This window comes from Phocaeicola faecalis, from assembly GCF_021730445.1.
GTDB lineage: Bacteria > Bacteroidota > Bacteroidia > Bacteroidales > Bacteroidaceae > Phocaeicola > Phocaeicola faecalis.
On the sequence record NZ_JADNRM010000022.1, the window covers coordinates 1 to 12,393 of the forward strand.

A 12,393-nucleotide genomic window follows, 5' to 3' on the forward strand; every position below is an offset into this window, starting at 1 on the left:
CAGAATTCGGATAAGAATCCTTTCTTTCCGGTTTGAATCTGCGTATTACCTCAAGTCGCATCGTGGGGTAAGGGGATGGTGGCTACATATTGATGTTGTGCTGTTGCTTTTTACTGAAAGCTGCTACTAACGACTCATAAATCTACCCTTAATCGTGTATTGGATGATAGTTGCGGATTTTAGGAACATAAGTATATCGGTTAAAGTTCTGCGACATATAAGGCATTTGCACATACGGATCCGGAGAAAGGAAACGGCCTAATATCGGATCATACAATCGAGCATTCATATTAACAAGCCCGAATTGTGTAAGGTGTTCATGCCCTGTATAACCTCTTCCTAAGAATAAAGTCGGCTGCTGTTCATGAGTATATACTGCTTGTGTAACCGGATTCCGTAAACGTCCCCAAGCATCATAACTCAACTCTTGAACTAATGCACCATTAGCATCCACAATGTGGGTAATACTACCTAAATAATCACGAAGAATATAATATATACCTTTGGAAGAACCATCTTTTATATATACCGCTCCCGCACCATAAAAATCACTAAACAGATAGAGTTTTTCTTTTGAAGTGGAAGTCTGGTCCAGTTCATAACAATTGCCCAAATAATAACGGGTCAAAATGTTATTTCCATTCTGTGAAAGATTCATTTTTACCCTGTCATACTCACCATTATAGGTAAATGTCGCCACTTGGCCAGAAATATCCCAAACAGAGCCATCTGGAGCCTATAAAAGTGCTTTTGAGGGGATGCAAAAATGGCGACCATTAGATTCAATATGATCGCCATTAAGATTGAGTAATAACATTGTCTATATAATTTCTCTCTGTTTTGTCTGCCACTCTCTATGTGCGATAATAACATCTTGTCGTTCTTTTTCGAGTAGTGCTTCGGTTTCGGGAGTGTAGCCGAGGAACTCAATACAGCCTCCATTATAGCCTGTAAGTTTGCAGCGGATACCTGCTTTCTCCAATTTATCCATTCGTTTCTGTGCGGTCTTGGCACTTGAATAAGATAATGGCCAAAAGTATTTGTCGCCACTATGTCCGTAGGAGTCTTCACCGAGAACCATTTTGCCTTGTAATCGCTGGCTATTGTGGAAACTGAAGTAGGCACCTCCTAATGCTTGGCGTATAGCCTTGTGTGTAGCACCTTCGGGGTGCTTGAATACATCGGGTTTCTTACCCTTGCAATCCAATTTTGGCAGTTCTACCTTGTATGGTTTCTTGTAGGTGCCGACTCCCAATGTAAGGTAGAAGTTTGTGCAGAAGTAATCTGTCATAGGATCGCTGTCATCGAAGTTATACGACATCACAAAGTCGCAGACATTCTTCATTACCTCTTTGGCTCTGTCGGTGAGTGTCTGATCTCCATCAATGTTATAGTGATTTACATCGTGGTGGAACACTACGCCCTTATCCTTCTTGAATGCCTCGAAGTCTGCTTTGATAAGGTAGATATGGATAGAGTTATAGTGATGCCTTGATACAGAGAACTTGTATTTTGGATAGGTCTCCTTTATCCAGTTACGCACTAATTCCACAATCTCAGGAGTGTGCTGTCCTTGGTAGTTGCGACCTTTCCAACGATACTCGTTATATACGAAGTCGGTATACTCTTTTGCCGATGCTCCTGCATAGTCATTCTCATAGCCTGAAGCATTTGCTGATATGGTGGTATCGTTCTTCCATATCTCATGGAGTCGTTCAAACTCCACATTTATCTGCTGCATCACTTCTGTACTACCACCTTTATCGGGGTGGTTCTCCAATGCCAAGCGGCGGTACTCCTTCTTGAGTTCCGCCAATGAATGTATATTCTTAAAGTAAGCCATAGTAGTAGATGTTAGTAGGTTAATACCATTGTGAAATACTCCATACACTCGGCCTCGATGCCGAGACCACTGCAAGAGAGTTCAATGTCACTCTCTTGCAGGTCGTTTACCTCTTGCAGTTCTCTGAGGTGGCGTATCTCGTCATTCAGATACTCCTTTGCAGTTGCTTCATCGCAGTTACACGAGCCACATATTCTTTCAATGATTTCATTCTCAGCCATAGCAGTAAGTATTAAGATTGTGATTTGTAATAGAGTCCTCTTTGGGTGTCATAGTCCTGACCATTCCACCACTCATTACACGCATCTATGAAGGATTGTGAACCATCTTCCGATGAGTAGTCAGCCTCGTGCAAGCCGGTGATGCTCTCCAGTGTAATGAAGTCAAGGTCTTTCCACCAATTCTCCATTCTTTGCTTATACTCGCTCAGTGTGCAGAAGTTTTGGTTTTCTGCACATTGGCAACACCATTTGCAGTCGGTGTCGTCATCATCTACATCACTGAGATATTCTGCATTGTTGGCATCTACCCAGGCTTGAATCTCTATCTGTCTGGAGCCACAGCTATCACATACAAGAATGTCATCATCGTGTGGTTCCTCTCTTGTAGCCTTGCCGTCATAGAGTGCCACAGCACGATTGACAAGCAGTTCGCGGTTGTTGTCCGAGAGTTCGGCATAGAATCGTTCTGCCGCTCCGAGTATTGATTTGCTTGCAAGGGAGTTCCACTTCTCCCAGAAGTGCTTATAAGCACCTCCGAAGGTAATCTTGCACTCTTCCTCGCTCCAAGCATTCCACATATAGTAGTGGAAACTCGATACTGCATTTACAGGGTCTAATCTCATAGTCGTAATCATTAAGCGTTATTATCTCTGTTCTCTTCCAACTGTTGCCATATGGCATCGTATATCTCATATAGCCAGTCGATGTTCTTTGCTCCGAGTTCAAAGGGTGTGGAACAAGTCACCTCATTGTTGCCAATCTTGTCGTGAGCAATTACCGTCATGCTATTGTCCGTTACCTTGACACCCATTACTTTGCACTCGTATGGGTCTCCGTCCCAATTGAACCATATTACCCAAACAGGATCATCCTGTTCTTCGGGAAAGGTTATTTCTGTCAGCCCGTGCGAGTAGAGCAACTGCCTTATGGCATCAATGATGTCCTTACGGAGTGTCTCTATTCTATCGGAGAAATCCATCTTCAGACGCTTCGGCTTTTGCTTCTTCTCCAACTCTGTGTAGGATAGAATCTGCATATCGGGGTGAACATCGAACTCCCAATCCACCTCATCATCATCGAGTGTAGTATGGATATCTCCACCCAGAACCAGCCCGCAATCTCTTGTTACCATTGTGCGTGCTTCATTGCGGTCATCTGCCGCTACGGTGTAAGTCCCCTCGAAGAGGTATCTTACCTTTACTTCAATCTTTTTCATACATTGATGTTTTTATGGTTAATACTGATTTAGCTTGCCGGAACAATGCTTACCTGCTTACCAAAGAAGGAGTCGCATACGCCATAGACATGCTTGATGGAGCAGTCATACTCGGAGCGTTCATTGTCAAGTCGCAGGCGGAAGCCATAGCCATCCTTGCGAGCCTTATCCAATCGGATTCTGACATCGTTTTTGAGTTCCATCTCTATCAGACTGCCACCGCCATACATCGAGCTGAATAGGCCGCAGGTGTTACCTTTTGGGATAATGACCTCTTTTATTTTGAAGTCGGCATCGTAGAGGTCGCGGAGGTTTACAAGACCTATGTAGGTAAGCAGGTTGGCACCACAGCAGGAGTTCTCCAATTCTTGGCAGAAATCCTCGTAGGATACCTGCTCCTTGCCGTCACGATACTTCTTGTTCGGGAACCTACCATATACGGTATAGCCTTTCTCCGTCAATGCCTTCTTCACCTTTGCAGGGTTGAGGCGAAGGGTATCTATCATATCTCCGAAGTAACTCTCCTTGTAGCGGAAGCCACCTTGCGACTCCAACCAGCAGGAGTTGATGCAGTCGTAGTTGGATAGCATCTCCACCCGTATAGGAATATCTCTGGTATTCTTGATAAGGTCGTTTACCGTTGTGGAGTCGTCACGCTCGCGTATCTCGTCCCTTATCTCATCATCGTGTTCCTCAAAGAAGGCTTCTACCTCGTCCTCCTCAAAGTCGTGGAAGTCGATGCAGTGGCTCTTCAGTCCTTTGATAATCTCTAGTGTTGCCTGCTCCTCGGCATCCTCATACCAATCCTCGACCTTTGACCACAGATCTTCGCAACCTTGTTTTTCAAGGCATTTCTGTAATAAGTCTCGGTTCTCATCAAAACTTTCCCGATAGTCCACCCATACGAGGGTATACTTCTCGTCCATTATGCTTTCTACGAACTCCATAGCGAGTGTTTTCTTTGCTTCGTTCATTTGTCGTTACCTGTGTACGGCAGGATTCTGTTTCCCGTACATATGTCTATAAATGCGAAGAGCGACCTTGTGGCCGCCCTTCGGTTACTCTTTACCGTTGAATATCTCTTCGTATCTCTCTTTCTCCATCTCCGTTTCACCCTTGAAACTGAAATGTGCCGAATATCGGTATCCTGTTCGAGGATTGCCTCCGAACTTTTGGATAGCCATATCTATCTCCCAATCCACTTCGCCTATGCCAAGTGATATGCGGTCATAGTGCAGCAGGTGGTGAGCCAGTCGCAGTGCAGAGTCGGTCTTTCTTTCGTGCCTCAGATGGTCGAAGGCTCGTATCGCTATTTCTCTGTTGGGTACCTTGATTGTCGTTTCCATATTCTTTGATGGTTAGTTGAATACTCTCTCATCATTCTCTTTATCCCTTGCTGCAAGCATACAGAACGGCATATCCAGTATGCGGTGTGAGAAGCACATATCGGAGTTATAGTCCGTGCGTTGCCACAGCGTGAACCTCTCATCGGCAAACGACCATCGGAAATATCCCGACAGTGAGCCGAACTGAGGGTTTACATTCCTTGCTATGAGATACCTGTTCACATCCATAATGTGCTTTGCAATGAGTATGATGTTGAGTATCTCCACAAATGCCAACTGCGAGTATGGGTCAATCGGCATTACCGGTCCTTTGAAACTGATTTCCATATATCCTTTATTTTAGTTATAGTTATCATCGAATATCTCATACTGAAGAGGAAGCATATCGCAGAAGTTACCCGATATGCCCGTATATACCAAAGCATCATCGGCGATGTCGGCAAGTTCCTCTTCTGTCTCCTGTATGGAGTTACCGTATATATCCTGATAGTGCGATACCATCATATGCGGATCATCTGAGGTTATGTCATATCCGAAGTGTTCGCTCCAAGTGACGAAATACTCCCTTTCGTTCTCGTCGAGCCTTTCCATGGCATCGCGTATCTCGAAGAAGTTGGGACATATCCACTCTCGGTTTATCAGCCTGTCGGGTATGTTCTCCCACTTGGTATATCGGTACTCGGGTTCCTCTTCTTCGGGAAAGAGGTCGGAGCAGGCACAGAGAAATTCTCCCATATCGCTGTAGTCGGACATCTGCACCCAGTAGTCCTTGTACTCTTTCCCGTCCAAGATGTGCTGTGTGGTTACGGCAACCTCGGCATTGCTTAAATCCATATTTTCCATAGACTTTCTGTTTAACTTGTTACTCGCTGGCTTCCCCAGCTGATATGTATCTTACCCTCGCTGTCGGTTGAGCGTATCAGCAGGCTGTCGATGACCGACATGGTGATGTCGAACTCCTCGAAGATCTCCGATTGTTCCTTCACTTCGCCTGTCTTGATGAACTCGTTGAGACGCTCCTTGGTGAGTACCAATGCCATCAGGTTCTGCTCAACAGAATCTTCGTAGGTGACATAGTGCACATCTTTCATCTCCTTGGAGTCGAGGCGTATGAAACGGAAGTAGAACTGCTCCATCTTGGGTATATTCCATTGCAGCGACTCCAGTATCACATCGTTGCAGGTGGGTATGTTTACCGAGCTGCTCAGGCTCTGCTGCGTGCATATCAGTATGCCGTTGATGGTGGAATCGAACTCCGTCACGATGCTCTGACGCTTCTTGAACGCCACATCTCCCTTCACGACATATATCGGTCTGTCGGGAAAGCGTTCACGGATATAGCTCTCATAGAGGTCAAAGGCGGCAAGTGTGGTACAGCCGATGGCTACCTTGCCAGGTATCTTGCGTATCAATGATTCTATGTATCGTGTCTTGCTCGGATAGTCATCTCCGTAGTATCCCGATATAAGGTGTGGTACCGAGCAAGCCTTGATAAGCAGCTTGATTTGTCGCATAAGTCTCAGTCCTGCATCCTTTTTCGTATCACCCGTGCTGTTGTAGTAGAGTTCGCATATACGGCAGAACTCCTCGATGATGACACGATAAACTTCATGCTCACCCTTTGAGGGGCTTACGGTATGTGTCCGTATCTTGTATTTCTCGCCTGCAAAGTCTCGGAACTTACGGGTGATGATGGTCTTGCCTATGAGGTCGAAGAGTTCATCCTTGTTATAGACATCCTGATTCTGCTTCTCAATGCCGAATACCGTTGCCTTACCCGGACAGTGGCAGGTTCGGAACAGTACATGACCTCTGAACGCTGGGAAAGGCTCACCGCAGTGGAGATTTCGTTCACACTCTATCTCCTTATCTCGATTCTCGTGATAGATGCTACTGCACCAGCAGGTCATATTGACCGAGTTGTTATAGAGCAACTCAAACTGACTGTATAGCTCTGCGATATTGTTACGGGTGGTTGTTCCCGTATCGAGAATCTTGTATTTGAGCCTGCGGAACACTGCCAGGATATGCTTTGTACGTTGTGATGATGGGTTGGTAATCTCATCCGACTCATCAAATACAAGGCATAGTTTCCTTGACGATAGTTTCACAAACCGCATAAGGTCACGTTTGAGCTTGCCGACCATAGAGGTGGATAGCAACAAGAAGATACCTCTCGGCACATCTTCAAGATCCTTGTATGTGCGTATCACTCTGTATCGCTCCTTGTTGATGGCGAGGAACGGAGTCCAGGTCATATTGGTGGCAATGGCAGGGGCAAGTATCACCACATTGCGTACCTTACCATATTTGAGCAGATACTTGGCTCTGTGATATACTGCCGCTGTCTTGCCTGAGCCTTGCTGCCAGTTGAGCAGAGCATATCGCTTCTGAAGCACAAGGTTCAGATCGTGTTTCTGCAACTGCGTGAACTCGCATACCTCACCATCCTTGTTTACGAAGGTGGCATTGTCAAGATACTCGGCAAGGGCATCGTCTGTTTCCATATCTGAGAAGGGTTGATTCTGTATATCATAGAGCCACTGCTTACGGCGGATAAGCCTCTTGGCTATGCGTATCTGTCGCATATTCTCTTCGGTCGCTATTTCGGGCAAAGGGAGAGTGCTGCTATCCAATATGAGGTCATTGATGCTTGTCGCCTTATGTTCCACCTTGTCAAGCAGTCGTGGTGCATACTGCTTGAGTTTGAAACCGTAGGAGGTCTTTACCAATGCCACCTCCTTGCGTGGCACGACATTCTGCGAGGTGATATACTTGCGTATGGTGGCCAGCACTTTGGCGGTGGTCAGCTTCTTGCGTTCCCACTCCTTCATCTGCTCGTTGGTGGCATTCTCAGGTGGCTTCTGGTTACGGAACTTGGTAACAAGTGCCGCAGCCTTGTCGATATGCTTGTTGAGTTTCTCGTGAGCTTTCAACTCATACATATACTTGGCGAGCTTGTACTCGAAGTGTTCCAACTCCTCCTTGTCTATGCGGTTGGTCTCTCGCATAAGGTCAAGACGCAGGCGGTGCTTCATATCGCGGGCGCTCTTCACACGCTCTTTGAGTTCTACCATAGAGACAAACTCCTCGGCATTGTAGGGATTCATCTCGATATGCTGTGAACGACGCAGGAAGACCATTATCTTGGTGTTGAAGTTATCTACACCTACCGATGAGAAGGCATGAGGTGCTAACCTTGTCTGTCCGATGAAGGAGAAGTCCTCGTTTACTCTTCCTACACGGCTCTTCTCCCAGAACTCATTTTGCATAAAGGAGGCTGGAACGATGATCATCAGGAAGCCTGCGGGATTGAGCAGATGATAGGCTTTGTCGATGTAATACTCCTGTGATAGTCGGAAGTCGAACTTCAGATTGAACGGAGGATTACCGATGATGGCATCAAAGCGTTGCTCGGAGTGGTACTGCTGTATGTCGCACTTCTCGATATGTGCATCGGGATAGAGATACCTCGCCACTGCCACAGCCTTGCTGTCTATGTCAAAGCCGTAGGCGTTGTGTTGGTTCGGCAGATGGTTGAAGAAGTTACCCATACCGCAACACATATCGAGAATCATCTCCGATGATGTGGGAGAGAGTACATCTACCATATCCCGACATACCTCGTGCGGTGTGAAGAACTGTCCCATCTCGAACTCCTTCTTTGCCTCGGCATACTCGTAGTAGCTGGCGAAGTCCGACTGCTTGAGGTTGTGCAGTCCTCCGATGCCTGTATAGCAGTTGTATATACTCTCCGCAGGAATCATATCCTTACCGGAGTTGATGGCAAAGAGAATCTTCTCGTTGATCTCTGCACGCTTGTTCTGCGGTATCTGTTGTGGTATGATGGCATACATAGCTGTAGTGATTAGAGTGGGTAATAACGAAAGACACCCCGCAAGCATAGCCTACGGAGTGTCATACATATCGTGTTGTCATCAGTTCTCGTCTCTCAGTTTGATTTCACCTAATCGGAGTCGCTTGAAACAACTCTCTGCCGCTGCACTGTCCTTGAATTTGACATCAATGCGGGTGTTGCCATAAAATTTGAGACTCACGGCATTGGTCGTTGTCAGGTCATACCATCGGGATATATCGACATTACGGGTATCAAGACCGATAATCATCTCGATACTGCCGCAAAGTACATCGTCTGCACCAAAGGCAATACCTTCACAGAAGCGGCTAACCTTACGGTCTGTTTCGTATGAAAACTTATAATCCTTATAACATTCGTAATGGAAAGAGTCCCAAGTGACAATATCGGGGAAGATGATTTTGTCCTTTTTTAGTTCGGGCTTCACCTTGCTCCAGTTAGATGGTCTGACTGTTTCAAAGAATCGTTTGATCAGCTCTTCCTCTGCCGTATCTCGGAAACTCTTGCCTCCGAGATGTTCGATAACCGCATCTACATATGTGTTATATACAGGTCGGAAGTCTATCGGCAGAGTCTTCTCATCAATCTTTGGAGCTTCAACGGAGACGCTGTAGGTGTTGTTGAAATAGCCGATGATGCGGCTGATGAAATTCCTGATAGCATTATGACGGCTATCCACCAACTCATTGATGTTCTTGAAAGGAGTAAACTCGTGATGGGTATAATCCTTCTCGTCATTATTGTACCGATAGTGGAGGTCATAGCTGCTTGTGGTAATCTTACCGTTCGGCTCGTGCTTGAGTTTGATTTTACCCTCATACTTCTCGGCTTCTCTCTTGAAGATGTTGTACCACCAGGCAATCTGGTCGAGCGTCTTGTACAGCTCGTTCTGCTGATTCTGGCAATAGATACGGTCTTGCTCCGTAATCTTCTCCTCGTTTCTCACTTGTACCTTCAAGATACCTGATAGCAGGTCGGTATGACCTGTTGATGTTGCTGATGTTGTCTGCATAATGATTAGTGTTAAAGGTTAGTATTTTCTTATTCCGGTTTAATGCGATAGAATGTAGAGATATGCTTCTCGCTATCCTTAACTATCTTGACCTGTTCAGGTCGGTATGACAACCTACGCTCTACGGCTTCGGCATCTACCTTGTTCCATTCGTCAAGTGTGAGGAACTCGAACTGACGCTTGTAGCACCATAGAACGAACAAGGTAGGGTCGGAACAGGTGAATATCGTTCCGTTGTGGTCCTTCACATACTCCTGCAACTCATCCTCATCACGGAACGCGATCTGCATGGAGTCGTACAGATTGCCTTCTTTACGCTTACGCAAAGTGATTTTCTTCCAATCTTTGGTTGTAAAATCTCCGTACAAGGGATTTGGCTCGGAATAAGCCCATAGAGGAACTTTAGCCTTGAATCTTACTGTTCCATTTGCTGTTGCTCCACAGTGTCCCCATTCCTTGAAGTCAGCTTCAGTCCAGCCTACAAATTTGAACTTGTCGGCATCTGCGTGATAGAACGGGCCACCGCTGACATCCACTTTGATGGCAGTGTCGCTTTCCCATACAAACGGAATAAACGGGTCGAGGCAGACATAGAATTTGTCCTCATGTTTCTTCTCTATCAGACCATGAGGATGATACTCGCCACCTTTCTGCGTATAAACAACTCTATCTCCAATCTTCGGAGTATGCCTTGAACGAGTGCTTTCTATTACCTCTACAAGAGAATTGACCATATCGACATCTTCCTGCGTCAATCCGTGATCACTGTCGTATGAAACATTCAGAGGTAGGAGTGTTTCAAGTGTGTACCTTTTAGCTTTTGACATAACATTATATATTTCTTGTTAGTCCGGCTATTCGGGGCCGGAGTTCCCAAACTACAGGCTCTAAAAGGTCGTGTTCTCGTCAGGCAAGGTTGTGTGGAAAAATACAGAAAGCCCCACGGGGCGAGGATGATTTTTCCACGACACCCGCAGGGCTTGACCTTGCTTGGACGAAAAGAACACGAGTTACCTTTGCCTGTGGTTTGGTGAACTCGGCTACGAAATAATGATATATTTTTTCTTAATAATCTTTACTTTTTGAATTATCGTGATATTTATTAATAAAAAAGATTTTATATGGCAAGATGTCAATGTAAATCACGATTAAAACCTGTAAGTGTTCGAGATTATACTCGTTTTCGCAGAGGCATATGGGAATATGTTAGGACGCATTGCAGGAAACTTCCAAGGAGAAGTTGATTGTGGCATTTGTCAACGAGGTGCTCATAAATCGTTGAATAGAAAAAGGGGCGGTTCTAATTAACCGCCTTCTCTACTATAGATATGATAGTTTTTACTAGTACGCACTAATAATTGGAGAAAAAATCGTATCTTTGCACTTAGAAAAGAGTTATTTGAAAAGCATGAGGAATATAGTGTAATAAAACAAGTTAGCAATTTCTTATCCATTGCCCATTCTCATGCAAGTTCTTCTTAATGGTTTGATACTCAAAGAATCTTAATCAAACTACATCAAATATACAAATTTATATAGAAAAGGAACCCTGAAAAGGCTTGTTTTTTAAGAATAAATACATATTAAGCGAAAAGCTGTACGCATCAGCCTTTCTCGCTCATCTCTTACATCGTTCACCCAACACTCCGGCAAACATATCTATTTCTCTTTTGGAAATATTCAATCGTGTAGCCAACTCTCGCCATCCATTTACGGCTTCAATTACCTCTGAAATAATTTTTTCCGCTGTTTTCCGGTTAAGCATATAATCTTCGCAAGCATGAAGCAATGAACTCAACTCTGCTTTGTTGGAAGTTGATGAGATGAGCAGGCTTTGATACTCATTCAACGTAGGATTCATATCGTATGCAGGAGAAAGCGTCCAACCTTTTGCAGTCAAAAGAAAGCCATGATTACGGAAATGGTCATCGCTATTGCCGATGCAGATATTAAAAGCCACACGATGATAGAGTTCCTGCAGATTATCGTCTACATTCGTACAGTTTTGGATTATGAAATCGACTATATCCAAATAACCATGTCCTGTAGTTGCATTGTCACCATCATTGAGCCCCAATAAAGTCATTGCAGAAGCAAAATGAATCCGTTTTCCTTCCCGGGTTCTGTCGAAGCGTTGCGAAAGCAAGGTGTGATATTTTTCTCCTGTAGCCATCACTTTGGTTTCCGCGGCATTTATACCGGCTTTCACGGCAAGAAGATGACTAAAATGTTCCCAAAGCCCGGCATCATAATCATCTTTACGTGAAGGGAACTTGGCGATATAAAGCGTTTTATCCGTGTCTATCACACTGGCTTTGGGCCTTGCACCACCCAAGGAAGACCCCGGCTGTACAAGTTGAGCAACCCATTTCCTGTCAGGAAGAATATTCTCCTCTTCGCTTTTCTCAATTTCTGCACCGGCTGCAACCAACTCTCTAATATCCGTCAGAGGTGGGATTTTCAACGACTCACTCATATTTATAAATCCTCCGTCTTTTGATTCCTTGAAACGGAAAGCACCCATTCGGGAAAAATCATCGGTGCCGGTCAAAAAGTCGAAAGAAGATAGCCTTCGTACCGGTCGTTTTTCTTCCTTCGCTGCAATCTGCTCTCGCCGCAACAACAATGTACGTCCCCAACGATCCGGCAAAGCATCAGAAAAACATCCGAATATATCTTTCTCCGGTTGCGTATGTTGCTGTCCCGGATAATTATTCAGGTCATCGCACAGAAACAAATCTACGTGTTTTTTCAACCACGCATCGCTAAATGTGAAACAATAGCTGTCCGAACCACGAAGAGATTCATAGCCCAACTCGCCAATGAACTCAACTTCCTTGAGCCAATCAAAATCAGCATATACATATAGCTTCTTCAT

Annotated in this window: 12 protein-coding genes and 1 pseudogene; all 13 read right to left on the minus strand. The window is 45.0% G+C overall.

All coding sequences use genetic code 11. The annotated features are described in order from the left end of the window. Window positions 1-187: 187 nt before the first annotated feature. Window positions 188-706: pseudogene (locus IR173_RS16040) on the minus strand (RHS repeat domain-containing protein); the annotation flags it as partial. A 114-nt stretch (window positions 707-820) separates the two neighbouring features. Next, entirely contained in the window at window positions 821-1,843 is a 1,023-nt protein-coding gene (locus tag IR173_RS16045; protein WP_202576744.1) for an LPD29 domain-containing protein, read from the minus strand. An 11-nt stretch (window positions 1,844-1,854) separates the two neighbouring features. Then, window positions 1,855-2,064: a hypothetical protein gene (locus tag IR173_RS16050; RefSeq protein ID WP_202578428.1), complete on the minus strand. Its 210-nt coding sequence runs from the start codon at window positions 2,062-2,064 to the stop codon at window positions 1,855-1,857. An 11-nt stretch (window positions 2,065-2,075) separates the two neighbouring features. Beyond that, window positions 2,076-2,687 carry a hypothetical protein gene (locus IR173_RS16055; protein WP_202578429.1) on the minus strand — a complete coding sequence of 204 codons (612 nt, stop codon included), beginning with the start codon at window positions 2,685-2,687 and terminating at the stop codon, window positions 2,076-2,078. 11 nt (window positions 2,688-2,698) lie between these two features. Continuing rightward, window positions 2,699-3,280: a hypothetical protein gene (locus IR173_RS16060; RefSeq protein ID WP_202576746.1), complete on the minus strand. Its 582-nt coding sequence runs from the start codon at window positions 3,278-3,280 to the stop codon at window positions 2,699-2,701. A gap of 29 nt (window positions 3,281-3,309) precedes the next feature. Then, complete coding sequence (locus tag IR173_RS16065; protein WP_237040529.1) at window positions 3,310-4,254, minus strand: hypothetical protein; 945 nt, start codon at window positions 4,252-4,254, stop codon at window positions 3,310-3,312. 84 nt (window positions 4,255-4,338) lie between these two features. Next, window positions 4,339-4,626, minus strand: coding sequence for a hypothetical protein (locus tag IR173_RS16070; RefSeq protein ID WP_237040530.1), 288 nt, complete (start codon window positions 4,624-4,626; stop codon window positions 4,339-4,341). Between the two features lie 12 nt (window positions 4,627-4,638). Next, window positions 4,639-4,953 carry a hypothetical protein gene (locus IR173_RS16075; RefSeq protein WP_237040531.1) on the minus strand — a complete coding sequence of 105 codons (315 nt, stop codon included), beginning with the start codon at window positions 4,951-4,953 and terminating at the stop codon, window positions 4,639-4,641. Window positions 4,954-4,965: 12 nt separating this feature from the next. Beyond that, window positions 4,966-5,469 (minus strand): hypothetical protein, encoded by a 504-nt coding sequence (locus IR173_RS16080; RefSeq protein ID WP_237040532.1) that lies wholly within the window; start codon window positions 5,467-5,469, stop codon window positions 4,966-4,968. A gap of 11 nt (window positions 5,470-5,480) precedes the next feature. Then, window positions 5,481-8,483, minus strand: a complete 3,003-nt coding sequence (locus IR173_RS16085) for an N-6 DNA methylase (RefSeq protein ID WP_237040533.1) — start codon at window positions 8,481-8,483, stop codon at window positions 5,481-5,483. A gap of 81 nt (window positions 8,484-8,564) precedes the next feature. Further along, complete coding sequence (locus tag IR173_RS16090) at window positions 8,565-9,515, minus strand: hypothetical protein (RefSeq protein ID WP_237040534.1); 951 nt, start codon at window positions 9,513-9,515, stop codon at window positions 8,565-8,567. A gap of 29 nt (window positions 9,516-9,544) precedes the next feature. Continuing rightward, window positions 9,545-10,342 (minus strand): DUF4121 family protein, encoded by a 798-nt coding sequence (locus IR173_RS16095; protein ID WP_237040535.1) that lies wholly within the window; start codon window positions 10,340-10,342, stop codon window positions 9,545-9,547. 791 nt (window positions 10,343-11,133) lie between these two features. After that, window positions 11,134-12,393, minus strand: coding sequence for a type II toxin-antitoxin system HipA family toxin (locus IR173_RS16100; RefSeq protein ID WP_237040572.1), 1,260 nt, complete (start codon window positions 12,391-12,393; stop codon window positions 11,134-11,136).

Coding starts and splice junctions, on each gene's coding strand:
- IR173_RS16050 (WP_202578428.1), bottom strand. CDS start 2,064: ATGGCTGAGAATGAAATCATTGAAAGAATATGTGGCTCGTGTAACTGC.
- IR173_RS16060 (WP_202576746.1), bottom strand. CDS start 3,280: ATGAAAAAGATTGAAGTAAAGGTAAGATACCTCTTCGAGGGGACTTAC.
- IR173_RS16095 (WP_237040535.1), bottom strand. CDS start 10,342: ATGTCAAAAGCTAAAAGGTACACACTTGAAACACTCCTACCTCTGAAT.
- IR173_RS16090 (WP_237040534.1), bottom strand. CDS start 9,515: ATGCAGACAACATCAGCAACATCAACAGGTCATACCGACCTGCTATCA.
- IR173_RS16080 (WP_237040532.1), bottom strand. CDS start 5,469: ATGGAAAATATGGATTTAAGCAATGCCGAGGTTGCCGTAACCACACAG.
- IR173_RS16100 (WP_237040572.1), bottom strand. CDS start 12,393: ATGAAGAAGCTATATGTATATGCTGATTTTGATTGGCTCAAGGAAGTT.
- IR173_RS16045 (WP_202576744.1), bottom strand. CDS start 1,843: ATGGCTTACTTTAAGAATATACATTCATTGGCGGAACTCAAGAAGGAG.
- IR173_RS16075 (WP_237040531.1), bottom strand. CDS start 4,953: ATGGAAATCAGTTTCAAAGGACCGGTAATGCCGATTGACCCATACTCG.
- IR173_RS16055 (WP_202578429.1), bottom strand. CDS start 2,687: ATGAGATTAGACCCTGTAAATGCAGTATCGAGTTTCCACTACTATATG.
- IR173_RS16065 (WP_237040529.1), bottom strand. CDS start 4,254: ATGAACGAAGCAAAGAAAACACTCGCTATGGAGTTCGTAGAAAGCATA.
- IR173_RS16070 (WP_237040530.1), bottom strand. CDS start 4,626: ATGGAAACGACAATCAAGGTACCCAACAGAGAAATAGCGATACGAGCC.
- IR173_RS16085 (WP_237040533.1), bottom strand. CDS start 8,483: ATGTATGCCATCATACCACAACAGATACCGCAGAACAAGCGTGCAGAG.